Origin of the sequence: Lentzea sp. NPDC003310 (assembly GCF_040610935.1) — a bacterium.
Classification (GTDB): domain Bacteria; phylum Actinomycetota; class Actinomycetes; order Mycobacteriales; family Pseudonocardiaceae; genus Lentzea.
Genome location: NZ_JBEXNC010000004.1, coordinates 125,270 through 150,582, shown reverse-complemented (window position 1 = coordinate 150,582; position 25,313 = coordinate 125,270). Strand labels below are relative to the sequence as shown.

The 25,313-nt window shown below is 65.7% G+C and carries 15 protein-coding genes; 6 read left to right on the top strand and 9 right to left on the bottom strand.

Annotated elements, in window-relative coordinates:
• Nucleotides 1-20: 20 nt before the first annotated feature.
• Nucleotides 21-980: a recombinase family protein gene (locus ABZX02_RS08270; RefSeq protein ID WP_355296079.1), complete on the bottom strand. Its 960-nt coding sequence runs from the start codon at nucleotides 978-980 to the stop codon at nucleotides 21-23.
• A gap of 297 nt (nucleotides 981-1,277) precedes the next feature.
• On the opposite strand from ABZX02_RS08270, the gene ABZX02_RS08265 reads away from it, so the two are divergent.
• The 3 genes from ABZX02_RS08265 to ABZX02_RS08255 all read left to right on the top strand — a co-directional run bounded on the left by ABZX02_RS08265 (nucleotide 1,278) and on the right by ABZX02_RS08255 (nucleotide 8,445).
• A protein-coding gene (locus tag ABZX02_RS08265) for an IS3 family transposase (protein ID WP_355296078.1) occupies nucleotides 1,278-2,443 on the top strand; the annotation gives its coding sequence in 2 pieces (ribosomal slippage) (nucleotides 1,278-1,562 and nucleotides 1,565-2,443; 1,164 coding nt in all).
• A 39-nt stretch (nucleotides 2,444-2,482) separates the two neighbouring features.
• Nucleotides 2,483-4,216, top strand: a complete 1,734-nt coding sequence (locus ABZX02_RS08260) for a 3'-5' exonuclease (protein ID WP_355296076.1) — start codon at nucleotides 2,483-2,485, stop codon at nucleotides 4,214-4,216.
• A 455-nt stretch (nucleotides 4,217-4,671) separates the two neighbouring features.
• Nucleotides 4,672-8,445 carry a hypothetical protein gene (locus tag ABZX02_RS08255; RefSeq protein ID WP_355296074.1) on the top strand — a complete coding sequence of 1,258 codons (3,774 nt, stop codon included), beginning with the start codon at nucleotides 4,672-4,674 and terminating at the stop codon, nucleotides 8,443-8,445.
• Nucleotides 8,446-8,675: 230 nt separating this feature from the next.
• On the opposite strand, the gene ABZX02_RS08250 is transcribed toward ABZX02_RS08255, so the two are convergent.
• The 3 genes from ABZX02_RS08250 to ABZX02_RS08240 all read right to left on the bottom strand — a co-directional run bounded on the left by ABZX02_RS08250 (nucleotide 8,676) and on the right by ABZX02_RS08240 (nucleotide 13,317).
• On the bottom strand, nucleotides 8,676-9,983 hold the full coding sequence (locus tag ABZX02_RS08250) for a hypothetical protein (RefSeq protein ID WP_355296072.1): 1,308 nt from the start codon (nucleotides 9,981-9,983) through the stop codon (nucleotides 8,676-8,678).
• Entirely contained in the window at nucleotides 9,971-12,244 is a 2,274-nt protein-coding gene (locus tag ABZX02_RS08245) for a Piwi domain-containing protein (RefSeq protein WP_355296070.1), read from the bottom strand. The genes ABZX02_RS08250 and ABZX02_RS08245 overlap by 13 nt, the downstream gene beginning before the upstream one ends.
• An 890-nt stretch (nucleotides 12,245-13,134) precedes the next feature.
• On the bottom strand, nucleotides 13,135-13,317 hold the full coding sequence (locus ABZX02_RS08240) for a hypothetical protein (RefSeq protein WP_355296068.1): 183 nt from the start codon (nucleotides 13,315-13,317) through the stop codon (nucleotides 13,135-13,137).
• Between the two features lie 142 nt (nucleotides 13,318-13,459).
• Between ABZX02_RS08240 and ABZX02_RS08235 the strand changes: the two genes are divergently transcribed.
• Nucleotides 13,460-16,216, top strand: a complete 2,757-nt coding sequence (locus ABZX02_RS08235; RefSeq protein ID WP_355296722.1) for a BTAD domain-containing putative transcriptional regulator — start codon at nucleotides 13,460-13,462, stop codon at nucleotides 16,214-16,216.
• A 295-nt stretch (nucleotides 16,217-16,511) separates the two neighbouring features.
• Here the strand turns inward: ABZX02_RS08235 and ABZX02_RS08230 are convergent, their stop codons facing one another.
• Nucleotides 16,512-16,904 (bottom strand): integrase core domain-containing protein, encoded by a 393-nt coding sequence (locus ABZX02_RS08230; RefSeq protein WP_355296721.1) that lies wholly within the window; start codon nucleotides 16,902-16,904, stop codon nucleotides 16,512-16,514.
• 330 nt (nucleotides 16,905-17,234) lie between these two features.
• The gene (locus tag ABZX02_RS08225) at nucleotides 17,235-17,951 is read right to left on the bottom strand and encodes an integrase core domain-containing protein (protein ID WP_355296066.1); all 717 of its coding nucleotides are present in this window, start codon (nucleotides 17,949-17,951) and stop codon (nucleotides 17,235-17,237) included.
• A 497-nt stretch (nucleotides 17,952-18,448) separates the two neighbouring features.
• Here ABZX02_RS08225 and ABZX02_RS08220 point away from each other — a divergent pair, with 497 nt between their 5' ends.
• Nucleotides 18,449-18,736, top strand: a complete 288-nt coding sequence (locus ABZX02_RS08220; protein ID WP_355296065.1) for a hypothetical protein — start codon at nucleotides 18,449-18,451, stop codon at nucleotides 18,734-18,736.
• A 6-nt stretch (nucleotides 18,737-18,742) separates the two neighbouring features.
• Here the strand turns inward: ABZX02_RS08220 and ABZX02_RS08215 are convergent, their stop codons facing one another.
• From ABZX02_RS08215 to ABZX02_RS08205, 3 genes are all read right to left on the bottom strand, one after another.
• Nucleotides 18,743-23,410: a hypothetical protein gene (locus ABZX02_RS08215; protein WP_355296063.1), complete on the bottom strand. Its 4,668-nt coding sequence runs from the start codon at nucleotides 23,408-23,410 to the stop codon at nucleotides 18,743-18,745.
• A gap of 228 nt (nucleotides 23,411-23,638) precedes the next feature.
• Nucleotides 23,639-24,217, bottom strand: coding sequence for a hypothetical protein (locus ABZX02_RS08210; protein WP_355296061.1), 579 nt, complete (start codon nucleotides 24,215-24,217; stop codon nucleotides 23,639-23,641).
• A 2-nt stretch (nucleotides 24,218-24,219) separates the two neighbouring features.
• Nucleotides 24,220-24,660 carry a hypothetical protein gene (locus ABZX02_RS08205; RefSeq protein WP_355296060.1) on the bottom strand — a complete coding sequence of 147 codons (441 nt, stop codon included), beginning with the start codon at nucleotides 24,658-24,660 and terminating at the stop codon, nucleotides 24,220-24,222.
• A gap of 357 nt (nucleotides 24,661-25,017) precedes the next feature.
• On the opposite strand from ABZX02_RS08205, the gene ABZX02_RS08200 reads away from it, so the two are divergent.
• A complete protein-coding gene (locus tag ABZX02_RS08200) occupies nucleotides 25,018-25,269 on the top strand; it encodes a hypothetical protein (RefSeq protein ID WP_355296058.1) in 252 nt (83 codons plus the stop codon).
• Nucleotides 25,270-25,313: the final 44 nt, after the last annotated feature.

Sequence of the window (25,313 nt, the reverse complement as noted above, 5' to 3'; positions counted from 1 at the left end):
ACCGGGCGCACCAGCACACGTCACCCGGCCGCTGAGTCCAGCCGGAACCCCGAACCCGCGTACTGCCGCGTGTCGCCGTCGGCTGCGCCGGAATCGTCGAGTGCGACCGCGTGGTGGACCACCGCGAGATCGACCAGGTCGAGATCGCGCGTCTTGGTCACGGTGCCCAGCACGGTCGCACCGCCCCACCGGGCGAGCTGTGCGGCCAGCGATCCGACACCGCCGAGCACGCCGTGCACCAGCACGGTCAGCCCGTCGACGGATCCGTCGGCGAACACGGTGCGATGCGCCGTGATCCCGGGGATGCCGAGGCTCGCGCCCAGCTCGTCCGTCAGGTGGTCCGGCAACGGCACGGCCAGGTGCTCGGGCACCACGACGTGCTGCGCGGCGGTCCCGAACGCCCGATAGGACTGCGCGCCGTAGACCCACACGCGCTGCCCGATCCGCCCTTCGTCGACGCCTTCTCCCACGGCGTGAACCCAGTGCCCGTCCATCCGACGACCACACAGCCCGCACACCACGAGCCCGGCGAGCAGGTAGCGCCGAACCTCCCCGTCTTTGGCAGGCGTCGCCACCCGCAAGCCCTGCACCGCGACGAACGTCTCGTCATCGACGAGAGGCTCTTGCACGATCCGCTCGGATACTTCCCACTCACTGACCGGGTTGTACCGCAGCGCACCCGAGCCCCGGCCGCCGGCACGTCCGCCTGACCCGTGACCGGTTGTGCTGCACCGGTTCCACACCTGCCGACCGGTATACCGCGGATTCTCCAGAATCATCGCCACCGTCCGCACGATCCACCGCTCCCCCGACCTATGCGCGTTCCGCTCAGGGTCGGCGCCCGACGGGCACACCACGCCACGCTCGTTGAGCTCCCGCGCCAACGACGCCACCGTCCGCCCCTGGGCACGTTCAGAGAACATCCACCGCACCCAAGGCTGTGCGTGCCGAAAACTACGTCCATGCAGGTTAAGCGGCATGGACATACTCGTGGATGACTCGCCAAGCCGCTTCGTCGATCCACAATGAGACGTTCGATCTGATCGCCACGCCACGCCACGCCACGCCACGCCACGCCACGCCACGCCACGCCACGATCATGCCTGCAGAACGATGGAACCTGATCACCGCAAATCAGGGTATAAGTGCGGAGTTCCGGCAACCCACAGGTATGCGTCGGACCTTGGCCGTGCGACATGTGAGGCGGAGGGGTCTGCTGCACCGTTAGGTGACATCTGAGTTGGCTTGCCGTGATGGTGAGCTGGGAGGATGTCTCTGTGCCCAAGCCCTACCCCCAGGAGTTCCGCGACGATGTCGTGCGGGTCGCCCGTGACCGCGAGCCCGGCGTGACGGTCGAGCAGATCGCGAAGGACTTCGGGGTCCACCCGATGACGTTGTTCAAGTGGCTGCGCCAGGCCGAGGTCGAGGAGGGCGCCAAGCCCGGTGCGAGCCGGGCCGAGTCGGCGGAGCTGCGTGAGGCGCGTAAGCGGATCAAGCTGCTCGAGCAGGAGAACGAGGTCCTGCGCCGGGCGACCGCGTACTTGTCGCAGGCGAACCTGCCGGGAAAAGGCTCTACCCGCTCGTGAACGAGCTCGCCGCGGACGGGATTCCGGTCGCGGTGACGTGCCGGGTGTTGAACATCGCTCGACAGCCGTACTACCGGTGGCTGGCCGCGCCGGTCACCGCGGACGAGCTCGAGCGGGCTCAGCGGGCGAACGCGTTGTTCGACGCGCACCGCGACGATCCGGAGTTCGGCTACCGGTTCCTGGCCGACGAAGCCCGCGACGCCGGCTGGTCGATGGCGGATCGGACCGCGTGGCGGATCTGCTCGTCGATGGGCTGGTGGAGCGCGTTCGGCAAGAAACGCGGCCGCACTGGCAAGAAGGCCGGTCCGCCGGTGCACGACGACCTGGTCCGTCGTGACTTCACCGCCGCGGCGCAGAACCGGCTGTGGCTGGCTGACATCACCGAACACCGCACCGCGCAAGGAAAGCTCTATCTCTGCGCGGTCAAGGACGTCTGTTCCAACCGGATCATCGGCTACTCCATCGACTCCCGGATGAAGTCCCGCCTCGCCGTCACCGCGCTCATCAACGCCCTCGCCCGCCGCGGTGAGGTCGTCGGCTGCGTGGTCCACACCGACCGCGGATCGCAATTCCGATCAAGGAAATTCGTCCGCACGCTCGCGCACAACGGCCTGACCGGATCGATGGGCCGAGTCGGCGCCGCTGGTGACAACGCCGCGATGGAAAGCTTCTTCGCGTTACTGCAGAACAACGTTCTCAACCGACGCACCTGGCCTACGCGCGAGGAACTGCGAATCGCGATCGTGACCTGGATCGAGCGCACTTACCACCGTCGCAGGCGCCAGGCAGCTCTCGGCAGGTTGACCCCGATCGAGTACGAAGCAATCATGTCCACGCCAGCCAGTCAGGCTGCGTGACTACCACTGTCACCTACTCGTGCAGCAGACCCAACAGGCTTGGACCCTCAGCGCGACCGCATAACGTGGATCGCAGCAGCAGTTCTCGCAGATGGAGAGATCAAACAGCGCTGGTCAGCGCACCTCGCCGACGCCAGCGCCGGCACCAACGGCGGAGTATCGACGTTCGCTGATGCCGCGCCGGCTCTCTTCGATCTTCTTCAGGGCAGTGTGCTGGTCGCGCACAACGCTGCATTCGACGCTGCCTTCCTGAGAGAAGAGTGCCGGCGCGCGGGACTCAAGATGCCCAAAGTACCGACGTTGTGCACCATGCGGCTGGTCCGGCGTCTTGAACTCGCAGTCGGGTCGTTCAGCCTGGTGGATTGCTGCGCCCACTTCTCCGTCGCACACCAGCGGAACCACCGCGCCGATGACGATGTGGAGGCAACTGCGGCGTTGCTTGCCCAGCTGCTCCCGCTAGCTGCGCAGCGCGGTTGGGACACCGTTGACGCGCTACTCGATGCCTCCGCCCCACTGCGACGGACTGGACGCGACGACGGCGAACTCAGGTTCGATTTCAATCTCGACAGCGTCATCAGCGAGACGCTGATCAACGAGGCCGGCTGGCGTCCGGACGAGGAATCTTTCGAGGACGCGCTGCGTCGGTACGGGGCACAGCTACGCGCTGACCGGGATGCGGCTTACCTGAAGCTGACGCCGGACCATCGAGCTGCACATGAGCTGAAAGATGAATTGGACCTCGGAGAGAAGCGCGCATCCGCGTGGCTCCCGGTGCTCGAGGCCGTCGAAGCCGCCAACTGCCCAGAAGCCGCGAGCACATGGATCGAGTACGGCCGCACCATCCAGGGTCCCAAGTCCACCGCGACCCGAGCACTGAAAGCATTTCGGCGTGGGCTTGAACTCGCTCTGGACGCCTCGAAGCCCAGTCGGGCCGACGTCGATGAGGCCGTCGGCTGGATCGCGTCGACCGCCAGGCAGGCTCACCGACCTGACATGCTGATCGAGATCTACCTTGCCTTCGGTGCCCAGCTGCGGGTGCTTCCACCCTGCGGGGATTGCGGCGACCTCGCGAGTGGATGTCGTGGTGGAAAGCTCTGCACCAGGGCCGAACTGGCCTCACACGTGGCCAGGGCTCCGTTCCCGGACCAGTTCGGCTGGGATTCAGCCAAGGACGACGAACTGGTCGAGGCCCGCGCGCGAAAGATCCTTCCGCTGCTGGCCGAGGAGCCGGAGCTCTCTCCGTACGCTCGCTCCTCAGCCCGTTTGAGCCGACACCTCGTGAAACTCCGGCGAGTCGACGAAGCCTTGGCAATCTGGAAAGACATGCTGGCCATGACGTCCGGGCGCGCTGCCCCAGTTGTCGCTAGCGAGGCCCACCACTTCGCCCGCGACCTCGCGGCGGCCAAGCAGCACGCCGACGCGATCAACATCCTCGAGGCGGCCACCGACCTCGCCCTCTCACAACAGCAGCCCGACGCCTACTCGTCCCTGAGCACACTGCTGGGCCGGTACCTCAAAACCGTCGGGCGCATCGACGACGCCATCAACCGGTGGCACAACGCGATCCGCTCAGGATGCACCGACTCAGACACCTTCGAACGGCTCTCTCACACGCTGGAGCAGAGCGGAAGTCACGCTCAAGCAGCTGATGTCTGTGAAATCGCTTGGAGTCGGTTCACACCTGAGATCCGCCAGTACAGCTACGCGAAGAAGATTCAGCAACGTGGCATGCGGTGCCGGGCGTTAGCCAGCACCGCAACCACATCAGGCTGATCACTGTCCACGGCGGCGCCCCTTGCACCGAACGCGCGTTTGAGACAGAAGCACAAGTTCGCACTCGTCGGAGGCACTGAGCCTATTGACCTGCGCGGACGCAGTTATCGGCACGCACAGGATGACAGCGAGAATGACTGGCGCTGCCTGGTTTGCGTGACCGTCTCGACGAAGTCCATCGGCAGGACGCCTCCACGTAAGCATGTGGCTACAGAGCACTTGTCCAGGTCTGCATTCCGGCTACGAATCCGACCACACCCGCGGCCTGCTCGTGATCGAGCAAGCCCGCAGCTGGTCGTCTCGACCTCGATGTCGGCCAACGCAGTCACGAGCGCACTGCTCGCCTCGGATCGCCGATCCGGGGCGTCAGGCGATCGGGTACCTGATGAGCCCTAGTCTTGAGGTCCGCAGCTCGACGGGAGCATCGCCCGAGCATTCGTAGACCGAGGAGCCAGGTGACGACAGACGTGTCGAGGTACGTGCTTCCCGTCGGCGACCCGGTCCTGTTCGACGATGACAACTTCCTGTTGCCTCCTACGCATTCGCGGTGGCTGGCGAAGCCGCCCGCTCCCGTTTCGGACGCGGTGAAGGACCACCGGCGGCTCGTGCTCCTCGCCGCTGGCGGCGCGGGCAAGTCTGATACCTGCCGGATGCTGGCCGACGCGGAGAACGCGACTTTCGTCGAAGCCGGGTGCCTGGACCGCGCCGACTTCAGGGCGTTGATCCCGAGCGTCACCGGGACCGTCTACCTCACCGACCTCGATCGGGCCGCAGTGCCGGACGCCGAACTGCTGCCGTGGCTCGCCACCACGCTCACGACCGGGACCGCCGCGTCGGTGTCGTGGCGGCTGACCTGCCGGACGACGGCCTGGAGCCCGGCGCTCGGCAGAGCCGGTTTCACCCCTCTGACACTGCTGCCGCTCGACCGGGCCTCGGCGGAGTCCCTCGTCGCGCAGCACGGCTACGACGGCCCGGGATTCGTGCGCGCGCTGGTGGAAGCGGGGCGCGGCGGCCTGTCCGCCTGCGCCGACCAACTGCTGGCGGAAGCTCGCTACTGGCACGACAAAGGTGCTCTGCCCGCGCACTCCCACGACGCGCTGAGCTACGTGATCCAGGCGCTGTTGCAGGAGACCGACGAGGAACGGCCTCTCCCCCGCACCCCTGCCGATCGTCTCTTCCGCCTGGCGAAACGACTTGGTGCGTTCACCGTGTTCAGCGGCGCCCAGCAGGTCGCCGCGGCGCCGGCCAGCGGTAAAGACGCGCTGCGCGCCGACCTGCTGCCCTCGGATCCGGAGCCACCGGAGCAGACCCGGACCGTGGAACCTGCGGACTACCGCGAGGTCATGAGCACCTCGTTGTTCTCCGGCGCGGCCGAGGGCACGCTGTCCTTCCTCCAGCAGCGCCACGCTGAGTACCTCGCCGCCTCCTACCTCGTGGACCGGAACGTCTCGGCTGGCCAGGTGCCCGCGTTGCTCGGTGTGCACGAGTCAGGGGTGCTGCCGCCCGCACGGGTCGAACTGGCCACCTGGCTGTGCGCCCTCGCACCCGGCCTCGTCGAACCGCTGCTCGCGACGAACGCGGTGTGGTTCGCCGACACCTCGGCCGTGGTGGAGCTGCCACCAGGCCTCCCCCGTTCGCTGGTCTGTGCGGGACTCCTGGAGTCCGCGCGCCGCAACGCCCAGGAACCGCGCTGGGACCTCAACCTCACCGGACTGTCCCATCCAGGCCTGGAAGAGTTGATCCTCCGTCACCTCTCCGACATCCGGACGGGTGACGAACTCTGGTGGGCGGCCCGGCTGGCTCTGGCGGCCAAGTGCACGGCCGCCGCCCGACTCCTCGCCGTGGCGGCGTTGGACAACAAGTGGCCGGTCTACGCACGGCGGGCCGCGGCAGTCGCGGTCGCCGGTGTCGGCGACGAGGTCGACCAGCTGCACCTGCTCGCGCTGTTGCACGCCGATGCCACCGACGACTATGGAAACGAGTTGCTGGCGACCGCGATAGACATCCTCTACCCGGAGCAGATCAGTACGCGGCGCCTTACCGAAGTCCTGCGGCCGCACCGCGATCTGCTCATCGGGCGCTACCTGCTGCACACCCTGCCCGGTCTGGCCGATCGCATCCCGCTCGGCGACCTCCCAGAGTTCCTGACGTGGTTCGCCCTGCAGCAGAACGACTTCCACGACTACGGCGACCTCTTCGACGGCCTGCTTCGCCGTGCGTGGCCGCACTTCGAGATACCGGCCGTCCGCCAGGCGACAGCTCAGCTCGTCGCCGCCGGCTTCTTGAGCGGACGGCTGCTGACCAGCACCGACCAGCCCGACGATCTCCGGCGGGCCTTCACCGTCGACATCGCCGCGACCAGCGGGCACGGGTGGCTCGTCATTATCAACCTTGGCCTGCTCACCACCGCCGACCTGGAGTGGTTGCGCGAGACCCTCCCGACGGCCGATGAGGACGTGCGGCTCTCGCTCACGAACTGCCTCCGGCGGCTGGAGTCCGGCCCGAGCGAGCTGCCACTGGTCGAGTTCGAGCTCGACCAGCCGGAACCGGCCCCGCCACACAGCGTGGACATGATCCGCGCGACTCTGGAGCAGCTCGACACGACCCCGCTGGTATGGCCGGACATGCTGGCATCACTCGACCAGGACGTTCAGGTCCTCTTCACCCACGACCTGTTCGCCAGGCCTGGGTGGGTACAACTCAACGACGAGCAGCGACGCGCTCTCCTGCAGGCCGGAGTCCGCTACCTGTTCGAGCACGACCCCTCGGTGTCGTCGTGGAGCACGTCGACAACTCTCGTGCTGGCGCAGGTGGCACCGGACTGGGCGGGAATTCATCTCCTGGCAACGCTGCAACACCACGCTCTCAAGGAGTTCGTCGCGCTCCCCGACGAGGTCTGGCGGCGTTGGGTGCACTGCCTTGTCGCGATCCCGTTGTCCGGGGACCACAGGGACCTCCGGCTCAGGCGCAGCCTGCTGCGAGCCGGACTCGACCGGGTTCCTCACGATCTGCGCGAGGCCGCGCTCCTGCACCTCGACGACCTTCAGAACGCCGGCCGGCAGCTGCAGCCCCACATCACGTACAAACACCTCGCCGCCGACTTGGCGAACGAGATCTCCGCGCGTCTCCTCGCGGGCCGATACACCGGCGAACTCGCCGGTGGACTGCTCGACGCGCTCGCATCCGGTGCGGGTGACGCCGCCGCCACGGTGTGCCGTCAGCTGGTCGAGGCCGGCTCCGCGCTCGCCCCGCGGGCACGGGAACACCTGGTGTCGGTGGACCCCAACTACGTGATCGACCACTTGGGTGCCGACACGATCCTGTCCGTCACGGACGACCTCAACGTCGCCCGGCTCGACGCCTACCACCTAGCCACAGCGGCCAGGCTCCTGCTGGACGCCCTCCCGTTCGAAGCCGACGAGCCGCTGCCGCTCGACGGAAGCGTCACGCCCGCGTTCGACGGCTACGCGACTCGCGGGCAGGTGCTGCAAAGGCTCGCTGACAACGGACAGGTCGAGGTCCTGTCGTCCCTCGCCGCCGGGCGTCCGGAACTCACCCGAATGATCATCGGCCACTACCTGCGCCAGGCCACGACTCGCCAGGCCGAGCTCGACCTGCGACCGATCACGCCCTCCTCCCTGTTTCAGGTCCTGCGTCGCGGAGACGCCCGCCTGGTCCGCAACGACCGCGATCTCGTGGACGTGACCGTCAGGCTGTACGACGACCTTCAGCACTACCTGCACCACAAGAACGGCTGGCGCGAGATCTGGTTCCAGGACAGGCCTCAGGGCGAGGACAACATCTCTGACTGGGTGTGCCGCAGGTTCGACGAACACCTCAACGACGGGCGCGTCGTGTTCGACCGGGAGAACCAGGTGGCCAGGCCGAAGGACGGCGGCATCGGCACCCGCGTTGACGTGACCCCCACGTCGTGCACCGTCGGCGGAGAGCTGGCCCGGATCTGCATCGAGGCGAAACGCTGGGACAACGCGGAGCTCGACACCGCGATGCACGAACAACTCATCGCCACGTACCTCGGTCCGTTGCAGAACAAGCACGGCATCTACGTCGTCTACTGGGTGGCGCCGCAGCACCGGCCGAAGGGCTCGTCGAAGACCAGGTACGCCGACCCCACAGCCCTACTCTCCGAACTGCGGCAGCAGGCGGGACAGGCGGAGGAACTCGGGTTCCACATCGTCCCGTACGTCCTCGACCTGCGCCCGGTGTGACCGGACTCCGAAGAGTCCGGAAGGCAGCCGTCCGACAGACGGCATCCGGCACACCGCTTCCCCGCCAGGCCCGCGTCTTACCGTCCCAACGCTGGCGGTCCCGCATCCCGCAGGACGGCCACCGCCGGGAACGTCAGCGTCCAGCTCAAGGGAAGCTTCTCCTTGACGGTCAGCAAGTCGACCCTCGACGACGATGCAAATCCCATTTAGTCCTCAGAGGACGCCACTGGTCAGCGCCGCCTAGGCGCACGGCGCTGTGCCGCCGGCCTCTCTTCGATCGGGACATGACTTGGACGGCACGCAATGATCACATCGGTGATGTTCTCCAACGGGACGAGCGCGTTGCGCGTGGTGCCGTGCTCCTGCACCGAAGCCGACTCGTCGTAGATGAACACGAGCATCTTGCGGTAAGGGCCGTTGTCCATGAAGTAAGCACCGTGGTCTTGGAGAATTTCCTTCTCGAAGATCTTGAAGTCGCCGGCCTTGCGCGCGTACTTGACCTCTATCAGCAGGCCGAGCGATGGGATCCCGAAATCAGCTCGATACGTGCTGTGGCCGACCTTGCGCAGGGTTTCCTCATCCACGAGGTCATTGAAGACGGGGCGAAGCATGATCCAAAGAATGTCCTGGACGTGATACTCGTTGGTGACCTTCCACCGAGTTGGACGCTCGACGTCGTCTCCGTCGTACCGCCATCGGCGCATCGCGTCGGCAAAGCGGCTCAGGATGAGAGCTACATGACTCTGTCCCAAGACGAGCTCGTCAACGCTTGCGGTGACAAGCTGAGAAGCCACCTCCAACAGCAGCGCCGCTCGGGGAACCGAAACCTGTCCTGCCTTACCCAGCACGAGCTCGGTCAGCAACCTGGACTGCAACGCACGCATCTCGTCGGCCGTCTCAACAACGGGCCGTTCCGACGACATGGCGAGCCACTGCAGGCCGGCAAGCACGGAGAGATCATCCACAGCACGATGGTCAGCGCCCAGATGTGACTCCAGTCCGAGTAGGTAACGCGCATGCTCCTGGAAAACGACGAGTAGACCGGGCGGCTGGAGCCGCGCATCCTGGAGTACAGCGGCCAACCACTCGCGGGCCCGGGGTAGTTCGTCGCGCACAAGGTTCACAGCGAGCGCAACTCCTACGATCTGCCCAGGATCGTTGACGAAGGTGACGCCATCGTCTGCTCGAAAGGGATCTCGTCGTTGGAGGATCCGAAGTCCCTCCACGAGGTGCTGTCGGGCCGCAGGCGAGGTGGTTGACGGGAACGCGGTCAGACCGTAGCCGAGGATCGCGACGCCGGGCCCATGTTCGAGGCGATGCTCGTTCTCCGCCAACCACTCCAGCGTCATGGGGTTGACGTCCCAGTGGAACGCGACATGGCGATCGCCGAGGATATGGTGCGCGAGCAACCCGTCGAGGTTGCCAGGTCGATTCGAAGTCAGGATCACTGCTTCGAGGGCTGCCAGTTGCCCGGCGAGCAACTGGCCCGTCGGATCGCTCTGGCCCCGCGGATCTCCATAAGCTGTCACAAGAACCACTTGCTGGAATGCAACCGGGTGGCGACGGAGTCAGCATTCCAGTTCTTGACGTGACGAAGGTTGCCGAGAAGATCGGCGATGAGGTCGGAGTAGAGGATCGTGACCGGGAGGTGTGATGGGTAGATGTTGCGCCACGACATCGACGTGAAGCTGAACACTTGCCCTGTCAGAAAGTCCATGTCGGTGAAGGTCGACTTGCGGTGCAGCTTGAGCGACAGCGGTTTCGGGGCACCGTGCAGGTCGCTTTTGAGGTCCATCGGCCCTCTGACCGCGAGCAGGACTTCGCGGTCGCCGATAGGCACCGCGTATCCGCGATCTGCGACGTACTGGCCCTTGGACTTGGCAGCCCCGCCCCAGTTCGCGACTCCCGCGCCCGCACGGTCGAACATCCTCCACTCGTGCTCAGTGCTCACGTGCAGGAAGGCGAACTCGACCTCGATGTGCTCGCTGGTAAGACGCTCGACGAGCTCCTTGACTGCGGTCGCTTCGACGTCCTTGATCGGCTTGAAGACGTGGAAGACGAGGCGGACCTTGTCGCCGCTCCTCCAGATGTTGCGGTCCCTGACGGCGTTGACGGCGTCCGTCAGTGAACGCAGGAGTTCCTGCGGGTAATCGTCATAGTCGGCTTCGCGGGAAGTGTTGGAGAGCAGGTAGTTGCCGTCAGCGCTGAACACCGTCGTGATGCCGACGACTCGTTCCGCGGGCGCCATCCGGCTCGCCCTGATCTCCGCGCTGCCGATGCCGATCACGAGTTCGTGGACCTGCTCGGACCCGGCCGTCGCGATCAGGAAAGGGATTCCCCCGAGCTTGGCGTACGAGGCGAGAGCGATGCTGTTCAGCGGGTAAGCGAGCTTGCTCAACCGCACCGTCTCGACTTTGACGTCCTGGACGGGAACGCCATGTCCCATGAAGATCGACTTCGAGACGAAGTACGGGCTGGCGTCGCCTGCCAGATGACGCTGCGCCTCGGAAGTGATGACGATCGCGAGGTCGACGTTCCCGGCCTTCAACGCGCTGCGGCACGCCTCTCGATATGCGCTCGCGTCAGTCGGCTGGCCGTCGAACGGGTGCATCGCCACCTCGTGACCGGCGAGCCGGTACTTGCGGAGGAAGCCCTTTTGAAAGACCTTCGCGCCCTCCACGCCGTTCAAGAACTTGGCCATGAAGTTCTTGACTTCGCTCATGTACTGCCGCGGAGCGACTACCACGATCTTCGGCTTCTTCCTCTGGAAGAACTCCGAGTCGAACGGGCCGTGGTCATCCAAGCCGCGGTCGGCGGACCGGTTGTACCGGTCTCCAGCCTGGTCGAACCGAAGGGTCGGAGAGTCATAGCGGCGAAACGACGGCTTACGCCCGTTGCTCGATCCGACCAACGGCTCGACTGTTGCCGACAGGTCGGCAGCGATCTCCAAGGCACCACGGCGCGCAAGCCTGGAGGCGATGTCCACGGTCCGCTCGAACCGACCGAAGGCACCGAGCAGGTCGAACGTCGCCCTCTCCAATTCCCTGTTGATCCGTACCGCGTCCACGCCGGCGAAGGTCGTGATCAAGTCGTGGAACGTCTCGCGGCGAGGTTCGAGCCACGCGGCCGCGGCCTCGATCTGGGTCACCCCCACCGCGTCACGCAGCATCAACTGCCCCTCGTCGACGCGGTCCACCGCGCCGACGATCTCGCGTGCCGCGTAGTGATCCATTTCGGGGCCGGCCGCGGCTGTCGAATCCTCGCCCAACACGTAGAGGCCTTCGACATCGACACCACGCTGAATCAGTTCCGCCACGGTCATGTCGATTTCGAGCCGGGTCCGCAGCCCGACCACGACACCGGGGCAGTTGGCCGGCCCAATGGTCTTGCTGTCCAGCAGGAACCTCGGGTAGACGTGCAGCTTTCGCAAAGCATCCTGACCGTGTCTGCCGATCAGCGGCGCCAACAGGTCTTTGCCTTGCAACCGTGACACGAACTCCACCGGGTAGCGGCGGCGCAGCTTGTACCCCCACCCGAGCACCGCCCGAACGAGGGCTTCCCGTACCAACAGCATGGTGAGCGTTTGGTAGTCCCGCGTCGAGAACGTCGTCGGGGCGCCGTGCACGCCCACGCCAGGAGCCAGTGGAACACAGGCGATGCCGTCCCGCGTCCTGGCGACCACGTGTGTGCCGTCGAGCTTCGAACGGAGATCGACGAGTTGGTCACGCGACTCGAACGGGACCAGACCTCCTTCGAACTTCTCTGCCGAGAACCTCACCGGCATGAAGTTGAAGGCCAAGTGCGGCTCGTTCGACCTGCGCTTCGGCTCCAACCGTCGACCACTCCCCCGACCATCTACAACAGCAATTGGCGACACGTTACGCCGAATGCCGAGCCAAATGAGATAGCGACGCGAGATTGAGTCAACAACATGAGTGCGGTCCTGTGCCCCTCCGAGCGACCAGAGGGTCTAGACGCTGCCCGGACGCAGACGAGCGAAAGCACGGCGACGATGCAGGTCAAACCACGATGATCAGGCCTGTCTAACCCACCGGTCCGTCAAGCAACTACTGCCGTCCCTGTCAGCGCACCTGTCCGGCAGAGCCCGGTGTTCCGGCGCCAGGTGCAAGTGCTGCGCCGGCGGTCAGCCCGCGCCGAAGACGGTGAACGAGTCCCAGTTCGCGGGTTCGGCGAACGGGCGGACCAGGTACTCCGGCCGGCGCGCGATCTTGCTCGAAGTGCACCCATGCGGTCTCGCCTGGGTGACTACCCCGGCGGCTTCTGATCACTGCGTCATGCCAGGCGACGTATGCGTCGGCGTCACCGGCAGCGCGGTGGGCGGCCGCGGTGACCCGACAGGCCAAGGTCGTGCGAGCGTCGTCGTGAGGGGATCGGGCGGCCCAGGCGATCAAGTCGGCCGCTGTCGCGTCCCGCGGGCGCTACTGAGCCGCGGACATGAGGTCGAGGGTGTCGAGGTGTTCGTGGAACCAGGTCATCAGCAGGGCGGTCGCCAGGTCGGGGACGCTGCGCACGAGGGATCGATCTCAGCGAACTGTACCGGTCCACGGTAGGTATCGACATTGATGACCTTGTGGCCTTTGCCACGGTTCTGTGGGCGATGAGCACCCAAGGATCTCCGGTGATGTGGCGCGGGCTGGTTCCTCACGTCCTGTCTAGGACATCGGTTGATCACGACGGCCTGTCCTGCTTGCGCTCGTGTGCACCGCGCCCGCGCAGCTCTGCCCACAGATCGCGACATGCCCGGACGAGGGGCATGAGAGCACGGATGAAGCGCGTGGCCGCAGCGGGCAGACGGGCGAGAATGCCGATCGTCACCGCGATGGTAGCCGCCCATGCCATCAGGTCCGCCATCGTGGATTCCTCCGCTCGTTAGTGCATGTGGTCAGTGATCCGTACTGTTGCGGCTCGTCGCTGATCACGCTCTTGTCCGAGCTGGCAATGTGGTTCAACGCGGACAACTGCCGGTTGTCCGCGGACACGGTGTGAGGTGAAGATGCGGTCAGGCCGCCCATGGGGCGCTCTCAAAGGTGACGATCCGGCCCGCCACGACCTGGCTCGGTACATGCGCGGCCTCGTTGATCACTCCGAGTTGACGCTGAAAGCGATCGGCAGGCACTGCGGGTGCAGCGACACGACCGTGTCGAAGCAGTTAGCCGGGGAAGACTTGCCACCGTGGAAGTTCGTGGCAGCAGTGGTTCAGGCCTGCACACCCGGCCAGCGTCAGCAGACGGATCGCGAGCGTGTGGCGAGGCAGCTATGGCAGCGCGCCGTGAACAGCGGACGACCGGCTCCCCCTCCAGCAGAACCGATACTGACCGATGCACACACGAGGCTGGTGCGTGCGCAGGAAGAGACCATCGCGACACAGCGCCGCTTGATTGAAGTCACTGATGAGTTGAGTACCGCACGCCGGCAGATGCTCGACAGTGTGCAGGTCGAGCACCGCTCATCCCAGGCGATCATGGTGCTGCAGGTCGTGCTCATCCGGCTGTCGGGGTTGATCGTCCACTTGACTGCCGAACGGAATCGCTACCTCGACCAAGTAGCCGACTACCAGCTTGAACTCGACCAGACGCACCGCAAACTGTCCGACGCCGAGCGCGAACGCGACAGGGCGAAGGGGCAAATCGGACAAGCGAAACAGGAACGGGAGCGGGCATCGGCGCTGACCGAAGTGCTGCACGACAAGATCACCTGGCTGGAAGAGCACATCCGGCAATTGGGTGTCAGCCCACCCGACCCTGGGGAGAGCGACGTCGTCATTCAGGGGCTCAGGTCGTCAACGGCCGAGGAGATCCTGATCGACACCACGGCCGGCCTGGATCGGTTACAGCGCCTGCTCGACGCGCACGAGGAGGACCTAGCCGAGCTGGAATCCGCGACCGTCAACGACGCCCGTCTATCGCGCGAGGCGGCTCAAGATCGCCTCGCCAGCTTGCTCAACGATATCTCCTTGCACAGCCCGAGCGCGCCCGGAACAAACGCCGATACACGCAACAGTGGTGGTGCCGACGACGACAAGTGGCGGTTAGTCGCCGAATGCGTCCGGCAGCAACTCGATGCCAAGCGCGTGGTGCTGTGGTTGCATGCCGAGCCACAGGAAGCGCCGCGCGGCCTGATCGCCGGCTCGCCGTTGCCGCCGCGAACGTGTCATGACGACCTGGGCGACGACGTAATCTTGCTACCACCTGATACGCAGGTGCGGTACATCCGCTTCCTGGACGCAGATAAAGAAACTGCCGACGCCTTGGCGGCGCGTGACGCGCAGGAAGTGCTCGTCGCGCTGTTGCGCGGCGCAACAACGTCCCTCGGCGTCCTTGAAGTACACGACCGAATCTCGGGTGCGAGTTTCGACGCGACCCACATCAACTTCCTAGGCACTGTGGCCAGCCGCGTGTCGACGGTGATGGACAATCGTCAGCTGATGGCTCGGCTGCGCCACGACGCGTACCACGACCCACTGACCGGCCTGCTCAACCGGCCCGGCTTCCGCGAAGCGGTCTCCGAGCCGATGCTGCGGGCTGAGACAGCGGTTGTCTTGCGCATCGATCTCGAACTGCCATCCCCCGCTGCCAACGACCTAGGGCAGAGCTGGAGTGATCAGGTGGTCGTCATCGCTGGCCGCAGGCTGCGCGACGAACTGGGCCGAGGCGTGCCACTGGCGCGTTTTGAGGGCGGTGCTTTCGCCGTGTTGCTACTGGATGCGCAGGCCGAACGCGCCCAGCAGGTCGCCGAACACCTGCGCGCGGCGTTGGCCGCGCCATACCCGGCTGACCAGCTCTCGATCGAGGTCAACGTCGTGATGGGTTGGGCCACTACCACAAATGGGGAGAGCAACGAGCATGACCCTGACACGCTACTGAAACGTGCGGACATCGCGGTGCGAGCGACCACAGTCGGTGGACCGGTCGCCACACACCAGCGACCGTCGGCTTCTGCGTCAGACAGCCGGGACGAGTTAGAGAATGCCAGCAGGATCGTTCCGTCCAGCGCCCGCCCCCGGAGCAAAGCCGGTCTGGAGTTCGGCGTGCTCGGTCCACTCCAGGTGATCGCGGACGGACGGCTCGTCCAGCTGGGCCGCCGTGGCATGCGCGGGTTGCTAGCCATGCTGGTCGTCGAGGCGAACCGACTCGTCCCGATCGACCAGATCGTCAACGCTCTGTGGACGGACACGCCTCCGGCCACCGCGCGGACGATCGTGCACGGTTACGTCTCGCGGTTGCGCAGGGTGCTGGAGGAGGCCGATCCCTCGGGCTCGGCGACCATCTGCACCACGCCGACCGGGTATCAGCTGGCCGTGGATCCGTGGCGTCTCGACCTGCACCGCGCCCGGCAGCTCGTGGCGTCGTCGCGCGGCAAGCCCGCCGCCATCAGGGCGGGCTTGCTGCGCGAGGCGCTGGGGTTGTGGCGTGGGCCGGTGCTCGCGGACGTGCCGGGCGACCCGATGACGTCCGATCTGGAAGAGCTGCGGTTGTCCGCGCTGGAGGAACGCATGGAGGCCGAGCTCGAGCTCGGCCGCCACCTGGAGCTGGTGGGCGAACTGCGCGGGCTGCGCACCGAGTACCCGTTCCGCGAACGGCTGATCGCCCAGAGCATGCGGGCGCTCTACCGGTCCGGGCAGCGGGCCGACGCTCTCGAGGTGTACCAACGGTTCCAGCGCCGTGCCGTCGAGGAGCTGGGCATCGATCCCGGCCCGCAGTTGCGGTCGCTGCACGAGCAAATGCTGCGCGACGACCCGACGCTGAGCTGATCGAACTGGTCGAGTCGCGTCGCGCCCCCAGGCTTGGATCGTGGCACCGGCGTCGCTGCCTGCCTCCGCGTCGTCGAGGTTCGGTCGTGACGACGACAAGGCGTTACTCGAAGAAGAGCCCAGCCCTCGAGCTCCGCATCGACGAGCTGCTCTCGGCTACGCCGATCGCGGAAGCTGTGTGTGCCGAATAGTACGTCCGTGCAGGTCAACGGGCATCGTTGGGTATCGGTCATCGTTCTGCATGATCACTGCCTGTGGGGTGCCAAAACACGACCCAACGGGCCTGACCTGCGGATCAAGCAGCTTCAGGTTCGTACTCGTTGATCAAGCCGCCAAGCACTCGCCAACGACGAACGGATCTACAACCTGGCTCTGCGATGGGGTGATCCGGTAGCGGCGGAGCGTGGTCCCGCGCTCTGTGTGGCCGTCGGTGGTTGTAGTGGGAGACGTAGCGGTTCAGCACTGACGTCAGGTGATGCTCGTTGATGATGAGCAGCCGGTCTGTGAGCTCTCGCCTTACGGTGCCAACGAACCGCTCGGCGTAGCAGTTGGCCCGTGGACATCGCGGGGGAATCTTCACAACCTCGATGTCGGCGTCAGCGAGAACAGAATCAAATGACCCCGCGAACTGACCCGCCCTGTCACGAACCAGGAATCGAAGGTCGTTCGCTCGATCATCAAGCTCCATAAGGAAGTTGCGAGCCTGCTGAGTGGTCCACAGACCGTCGGGGTTGGATGTGGTGCCGAGGATGTGGACGACCGGAATCGCGCCAATCCATCGAACATGTGCGCGATCGACATTTATCAGCGACCACACGTACCGCCGACCCCAGTCGCGCTAGCCCGGCAAGCCGACCGAAGACGTCGGACACTCAAAGATCCAGCAGCGGCACAACAGCCAGGGAAGCGCGATCGGGTGGTTCAGAAGATCGAACCTGCCGCGGGGGAACCGCCTGTCGCAGCTGCCGGACGATGTCGCGCGCGAAGCGTGTGCAGCTCGAAAAGTCATCGCTGCAGCTCAAGCGGCGTACCTGTACTCGTTGATCACCCCACCGAGGATCCGCCTGCGAAGCGGTGGGCAGCCAGGGCTATCAAGATCATGCGCCGATGCGGGGTGTTCGTGGATGTCTGGCGGTAGCTGGTCGCGAGCCTGGTGAGGCCGGTGCTCGTTGTAGTGAGTCTGGTAGGCCGCGAGTACTTGACGCGCATGACCTTCTCCCAGGACAAGGACATGGTCGAGCACCTCGCGGCGGATGCTGCCGATGATCCGTTCGCAATGCGCGTTCATCCGGGGAGCTCGCGGTGCAGTCGCAATCACGCGAAGTTCCTCTGCCTCGAAGACGGTGTCGAACGCGTCTCCGTATTTGCCGTCGCGATCACGCAGCAGGAAGCGCAGAGATTCCAGGCGCGCTCCGAGTTCGCTCGCCAGGTTCCTCGCCTGCTGCACCGTCCAGGCCCGTGTCGGATGCGCGGTGACGCCAAAGATGTGCAAACGCCTGGTGCCGTGCTCGAGAAACGCCAGCGCGTACAGACGTGTGCCGAGCACGGTGTCGATGTGGAAGAAGTCCGCCGCGATGATGCCCTCGGCCTGCGCGGTCAGAAACTCCCGCCAGGTCGGGCCGCATCGCCGCGGTGCCGGATCGATGCCGCTCGGCGCAAGATCTCCCAGACCGTCGAGGCGCCCAGGCGATGACCAAGCCCGACCAGCTCGCCATGGATACGCCGATGTCCCCACCGCGGATTCTCTCTGGCAAGCCGGAGTACGAGCGCCCTGACCACCACCTGGGTGGAGGGACGCCCGGTTCGCCGACGTGATGTGTAGTCCCACCTCGAGGCGATGAACCTGCGGTGCCAGCGCGAGCGATGCACCAGTCTCGACAGCGCGGCGAACCAGAACCGGTCTGCAGGCTCGTAACGAGCCGGCCTGGTCAACTGCCGACGAAAAACGACGTTCTCGTGCCGCAGCACGAGAAGCTCCGCATCCTTGGCTGGCTCACTGCAAAACAGCACCGCCGGAACAGACAGCAACTTGCAGACCACCTTGTACAACAGCGAGACGATCACCCAGGCATGCTCGCAGCCGGGAAGACCTCGCTACTCAGCAGCGATGACTTTCCGGGCGGCACAGCATGCGGCGCGCACCGTGGACGGGAGGCGTGGCGTGCGGTCGGACGGCATCGTCACGGACCGACCGATTAGTCTGGACCAACATCGGACGAGGGGAGGACGACGATGACCACTGGTGAGGGCTCGACGCAGAACTCCATCGAGGGAGACTTGGCAGCCGCCGTGCAGATGCGCGACGTGCACGGCGACGTCTACGTAGGTGGTGCAGGCAACACACCCCGCAAGCGGGTCGACGTCGACGTCGAAGCGGGAGACGTTGAAGGCCAGCTGGCCGGGCTCCGGGCGGGTAACGGACTCGGCGACGTCACCGACGTCGAAGCGAACGTCAAGGTGAAGCGAGTGTCCACCGGTGGTGAGGTCGTCGGTATCGACCTCACTACACGGGACAGCTGACCTCTTCTACTGCGGCGCAGGCGGCCGTTCCAGTTCGCGGATGACTGTGGTCAGGTTCGCCCGCACGGCTTGCGCGGCCTGCTCATCGGCTTCCTCCGACCCGTCCAGCAGCCAGGCTGCCCGCTCCAGCGCGCTCCTTGCGCTGTGTGCGTCACCGGCGTTGAGCAGCGCGACACCGTAGCTGTTTAGTGCGAACGCGGTGTCCATCGACTCCGGCCCATGCAGCGTCTCAGACACCGTGACGAGCTCCCCGGTCACCTCAGCCGCGCGCTCGGCGCCGCCGCAGTGGAACAACCGCTTGGTCAGTAACCCGAGCACGCTCAGAACCTGCTCGGAATTGGCGTCGTACACACGCCTGCTCACGGTGAGAGCACGCTCCGTCAGAACAAGCGCTTCCTCACCACCGTCCTCGGTTTGCTCCACGAGCCACGCGAGGTAGAGCAGGCTCTCTCGTGTCTGACGGTCGCCGCTCGGAGCACGTCGATCGTCGAGTGCCAGCGCTTGCCGCACGTAGAAGAAGGCGCCTTGCACGTCATCCCGGTAGAAGGACGCGGAAGCGGCGCGGTGGAGCGACTTGCTGAGCTCTTCGTGGTTGGCGCCGAACGCCAGCGTCAGCGCGGAAAGCGCTTGAGGCATCGTCGTCCGTGCTTCCTCCGGGCGGTCTGCCTCGATCAGCACTTCGACGACGCGGGTCAGCGTTTCCCCGAGGGGAGCCGCATGTGCGGAGCTGCCACGGTGGATGGCCGCGATCCGCCGCAGCGCTTCCAGTGAGGCACCAAGGTCTCCGGCGCGGCGGTGCACCGCCGCCGACAACCCGAGGATCTCGACCGCTTCCACCGCAGGCATGGCACACGCATCGGCCACCGTCAGCGCGTCGTTCAACGCTGACAGCGCGTCATCCGTCTTGTCCTCGTCGAGCAACTGGCGGGCGATTCGGATGAGCGCGCGGGCGACGTCGGGATGGTGCGGGCCGTGCCGCTCGATCGCCTCGTCCAGATAGCGCTGCAGGAGTACGAGCACCGAACCCGTGACGACGGCGGTGTGCCCGTAATCCTCAGCGATCCCCATCACGAGGTCCGTCCCGCGCGGGTCGAAGAGGTTTCCGTCGGTGCGCGCGGGGGTGGTCGCCTGGAGGTCCACCACGGTCGCGGTGCTGCGCTTGACCGCCCCGAAGTTCTGTGCCGTTAGGTCGATGCACGTCACGCCGTCGGCGGTGCCGATCGCCACCGCTCCCGACGGGTCCACGGCGACGTCGCGGACATCGCCGCTCATCCGGATCTCCTGTAGAACACCGGACATGCTCACGTGCACGTCCCGCGAGCCTGCCGACGTCGCCACGACGAGATCGGCGCCGACATAGGCAGCGGACATGGTCACCATCTCCACCGCATGCCCGGTGAACGAGGTGTGCCGGCCCGTTTCCTCGTCCCACGTCTCGACGTGGCCATCCGGATAGCCGAGTACGACCACCAACCGGCCGTCCTGGCCTGCCACGGCGAGTTGGGTGGCAGGCAACGCGCCGGCGTCGATTTGGAACACCGACCTGGATCCCGTGCCCCAGACCAGGAGAGTGTCCCCTTCGAGCACCACGACGAACGTGTCGGAGCTGGTCGAGAGGACCGCGACCGCGGTGAACCGGCTGGTCGGGAGTTGGAGCTCGTGAATCAGAGCACCGCTGCCGACGTCCACTCCGGCAATGCCGTCGCCGGTGACGAAGAACGCTACAGATCTGCCGCCGGCGTGTCCGATGCCGAGCCATTTGTTCAGGCAGCGGCGACCGGCGAAGCGGTGGACGAGCCCGCCGGTTCGCACATCCCACACCCGCACCTGCCCATCGTCGCCGGCCGCGACGAGCGCTGGGCCACGGTCGCTCACGGCTAGGGAGGACCTGTACACCTCGTTCGCGTTGCCCTGAAAACGGTGCAGTTCCTCACCGCTGACGAGATCATGGACGGTGACCGAACCGACGATGCTGCTGGCAGTCAGCACCGGACGCCCTTCGAGCTCGGCCCTGCTCAGCGCCCACACGTGAGTCATGGCTTCGACCGGTGCCGAGCCCGAGCCGATCCGCGGGTCCCAGATGCGGACCGAACGATCGGCGCCTCCGCTCACGATCACAGGGCGCCCGTCCGCGTCGACCGCCTCCATAGCCCCGATGGCGGAGTTGTGGCCGAAGAGGTCACGCACCTCGGCGGACTCGTCGATCCACACGCGGATTCGCCCGTCCGCCAATGCCCCGACCAGATGGGATCGGCCAGGTTCGGCCGCAGTTCCGGTGAGCTTGGTGACCGGGCTCGGGGCAGGCAACTCGCGGATCAACGCGCCAGTGCGAATGTTCCACAGCGCCGCGCCCGTGCCCTGGCCGGGCGTCAGCAGTGCGAGGTCATCGCCGACGCGGAGAAGGGCGAGCGTGCGAACGTTCGCCGGGAATGCCCGCGAGACGAGGTAGCCCTGGCGGGTCTTCAGATTCCACACTGAGACGTCCAGGTGGCTGGCCGTCGCGATGATCACCTCGTCCTGGACCGCGGCTACGTCCGCGGCCGCCACCTCCTGGGGAAACCCGCCGAACTCGAGAACTGCGTCCGTCGACTCCGCGTCCCACACGCGCACCGCGGCGTCTTCTCCGGCGGTGACGACCCAGGAGCGGTCCGGGGTCTGCACACCTCGCACCGCGGACATCGCGAACCGGTGCGCGACAGGACCTTCCGCCTCGCTGGTGACCGAATCGCGCATCAGCACGGTGCCGTCCGCGGTGAGCAGCGAGTCGCGGCTGTCCCCGGCCGAGACGTCGAGCTCCGAGGCAAACCTGCCGAGCAGTTGCAAGGTGTCGAGGTCCCACTTGCGCAAGGTGCAGTCCTTGGCACCGCTGATCAGGACCGGTCCCTCGTCGAGCAGGACGACAGAGAGGCCGACGATCGCGGCCTCGTGTGCCCGGCATCGGCGCAGAAGCGCTCCGCTGACCGGGTTCCAGACGAGGACGTGCCCGTCGTTGTCTCCGGACACGACGACGAGCGTGCCGGCGATATGGGCGGCCGTGACCGCGGTGACCGGGTGCTCGTGCCCGTGCAGCATCCGGCGGTGCAGGGACGGCCTGGCGCGGCTCCACCGGCAGGACCACTGCCGCCGGATCGCCAGGTCCGCGAGCCGCCCAAGGTGCTCATCGAGCGCATGGAGGTGCATCGCCAAGTCCAAATAGGACAGTCGCGTGCCGGCGTCGTCGTGTGCGAGGAGCTCGGGGAACACCTGCCGATAGGCCAACCCAGCGGCGGGGATCTCATCCAGTGACTCGATCGCCGTGACCAGTCCATGAGGTTCCGCGAACACGAGGAAACCTACCTCCGCCAGCAGGTCCACCAGCACGCCCGCCTGCCGCGCGTGCACGGCGAGGTAACGTCTGGTGTAGCTGTCCGCTCGCTCCCATCCGTCCGGCGCGGCTTGAACCGCAGCCAGTGCGGCCGTGGCAATCTTGTGGTGGGCAGCACGCGCATCGACGATTGGCAACTCTCCCCCGCGTCCGGAGGTGAGATGTTCGCGGAACGAGTTGTGGAAGACGCGCACGGCGGTGTCACCGAAATGCAGGAACTGGGACAGGTCTTCCAGTGCGTCGTTCAGCACGTCAGAGTCCAGGCCGGTGATCGCGTGAAGCTGCTGCCTGGTCAAGCCGTCGCCCTGGGCAACGGCGAGCAGAGCAAGCACCGGACGCAGGGCGGTGCGCCAACGTTGTTTCCTGCCGTCCGACCCGGTGATTGCAATACTCCGGCGCAAAAACCCGCGGTAGACCTGGCTGAGGTCGCCCGGCAACTCCGGCACGGCACAGGGGTGCGCGTGATCGCTTTCCAGCAGCTCATCGATCGCGTGGTGCGCGTAGAGGAAGTTCCCGTTGCTGGCCGCCGCCACGGAATCGGCTAGGAGGTCAAGGTCGCGGCTGGGCACCCTGGCAGCGAGACGCCACCGGGCGTACTCGCGCACGTCCGCCTGCCCGGAGGAGCAGCTGGCGTCGAGGTCGATCACCCGGACGTCGGTGGTGCGGTGGTAGCCAGCCGGCCGCGAGGTGAGCAGCAGCCTGACGGGAACGTCCTGGAACGTCGGCCCGGTGAGCAGGTCGGCGATCGTGACCTCGGTCGGGAACGCAGCCGTCTCGTCGATGCCGTCCACGAGGACGATCGGCCGGGCCGACAGGTTCAGCGACCGGAGTGCCTCGCCGAACAAACGACTGATCGTCTCCCCCGGCGTGTAGCCGTGCAGGTCCACCGCGGCACCGATGACCGTCGCACCATGCTGGACCTCGCCGATGGTCACGGACGCGGCCAGGTTCAGCGTCGGCCCGCCGGCGAGGTCGACTGCCGTGCTGCGGATGGCCTCGGCGAACCCCGGCACGCTGACCGAGAACTGGCGAATCACCGATCGCACGAACAAGGCCGGGTCCAGCGTCTCACTGCGGTAGGAGTCGCAGAAGTGCGTCGCGGCAAGCCAGCCTTCTGGCAGTCTCGTGCCGAGTGCGTGTGCCTGCCCGAGATTCGAGTGCGCAGCCTGCACCGCGATTGCCGACTTGCCGCTGCCGGGAACCCCCACGATCACCAGCGTGCGGTCCACTGATTCCACCCAGTCGAGAATTGCCTCGAACAGCCAGGATCTTCCGCTGAAACCTTCGGCGCGTTCCCACGGAACCCACAAGATCCTCGGCCTCCTTTATCTAGCTTGTGACGCTTCCCCGGCCATCTTCCTTCGAGCGGACCCAACATCCGCCCATCGTGGTGGGCTGCTTCAGTTCCCGCACGAAATGAGGTCGTCCTCGGCCACGTCCTGCACAGCCATGCCAGCCTCTTCCTCACGCACTCGCGGATCTCGCCAGAACCGTTCGCCTCGAGTTCGAGCCGCTCGAGCGCCGAATCCTCGTCGAGATTAATCCACCGACACCCCGTTCGTATTGGTGGAGACGTTCCATATCCGTTGCAGCTCTTCAAGCTTTATCAGCCGTCGAACGGTTATCGTCTGCCCATCCTTTAGAGTGATCCTCATGCCAAGGCGGCGAACGTCCTTGATGTTCCCGTCACCCAGGGTCTTGCAGATCGACATAAACTCGAAGATGTCCAAGTACCAGTTCTCGCTGTCGCCCGCCTTGAGCAGATGAGGCAGGGCCGGCCAGGTAGCCCCGGATGCAGGCAGGTGACTGCTGGCACGGGACTTGCCCATGATGAAGACCGCGGAGACGTAGAGATCGGATCTGCCCACGTTGTGCACCGTCACACCGAGTACAGGGGTGGAGGGACCATTTCCAGACAAGCGTGAAAGGACGTCCAGGGGGTCATCGCGGCGCTTAATCGATTGCAGCAGCAGCTGCGTGCCATTACCTCGCCATCCGATAGAGACGTAGACCTTCGCGCGGCGGCCGGAACGGTTGAAGCTGAAGATCTGCCAGCCGAGCGAGAGGCATGACACGATCAACGCCAGGCTGGCGACGATGACGGCGGCCAACGACATCGTCATTTTCCTTTGCTGCCGTCGTGGAAGGTCACACCTCCGTGGATGTCACGGGCCTGTATCACTCGCCCACTGACGTTGCCGGTTATCTGATTCGTGACGCTTCCACGGTTTTCAACTTCGAGACGGTCCAACTTCTGGGCCTCTTTGACGGCGGCTTCCAGCTCCTTTGCGAAGTGGAGATCGTCCTCGGCGGCGTCTTCCAACGCCATGGCCAGCCTTGCCCGTGTCCGCGGCCGGATCTGGCCGGACCCGTTGACCTCGAGTGCGAGTCGCTCTAGCGCGGGATCTCCGCTCAGTTTCGTTGTGATCATCTCGTACACGAGCTGGAGCGCCGGTTCGGACGTTCCGTCCCGATTCGTGCCCAGGTGCTCCCGCTCGAGGTGTGCGGGACGCGTCATCCGAGCGATCAAGAGCCCGACCGCGATCTCGATGTCCGTCACTTGACCACCGTTTCCTTGCTCATGGAACTGATCGCTTCCTACTACTGTCGCCAGCTTCGTTCATGCCGTTACTCGCCTGAACATGCCACGCGACATAGAAACTTCGGCCGCAAGCGGTGAGTCGCGAAACGCCGGCTCCGGTGCGTGCGACAACCTGTGAGCGGCGAAAGGAGAAAGCGTTCTCAAGCGAGGACGACGAGCCTCTCAACGAGTTCTCCGGCCCAGCGGAGACCGTCTTCCAGAGGGAAGCATCGGTGCCATCAACTTCCACGGAAGCGAGTCGAGCGGCGAGATCGCCCTGATGCTCGTCTGCGACGAAGATCTCGAACTAATCCCGGCGACCAGGTGTCTTTGACTGTGGAGATCAGCAACCTCAAGGACCAACCGTACGAGGTGTTCCTGCACGTGAACGGCATGCCGGATACTTCGAGCGCGATCGTCCTTGACGCTGTGACCATTACGCCGAGAGGAACGGACAAGGTCAAGCTAGTCCTGCTCACCTCGTCGACCGCACCCGAGGCGAGCAGGCGTCGCCTCTCGGTGCACGACTGGGAGAATTCGTCGCGTGATGCGGCGAACAGCCCACCACGCGCAGGGGCGTGCTGTTGACACTCGAACGTTGCAGTGGTGCTGACCTCCGTGGTGACGGCCGG

What these genes read in the sequence shown, in the direction of transcription:
- ABZX02_RS08235 (WP_355296722.1), top strand. Translation starts at nt 13,460, where the DNA reads ATGCGGTCAGGCCGCCCATGGGGCGCTCTCAAAGGTGACGATCCGGCC.
- ABZX02_RS08240 (WP_355296068.1), bottom strand. Translation starts at nt 13,317, where the DNA reads ATGGCGGACCTGATGGCATGGGCGGCTACCATCGCGGTGACGATCGGC.
- ABZX02_RS08270 (WP_355296079.1), bottom strand. Translation starts at nt 980, where the DNA reads ATGCCGCTTAACCTGCATGGACGTAGTTTTCGGCACGCACAGCCTTGG.
- ABZX02_RS08220 (WP_355296065.1), top strand. Translation starts at nt 18,449, where the DNA reads ATGACCACTGGTGAGGGCTCGACGCAGAACTCCATCGAGGGAGACTTG.
- ABZX02_RS08210 (WP_355296061.1), bottom strand. Translation starts at nt 24,217, where the DNA reads ATGTCGTTGGCCGCCGTCATCGTCGCCAGCCTGGCGTTGATCGTGTCA.
- ABZX02_RS08230 (WP_355296721.1), bottom strand. Translation starts at nt 16,904, where the DNA reads ATGGAGCTTGATGATCGAGCGAACGACCTTCGATTCCTGGTTCGTGAC.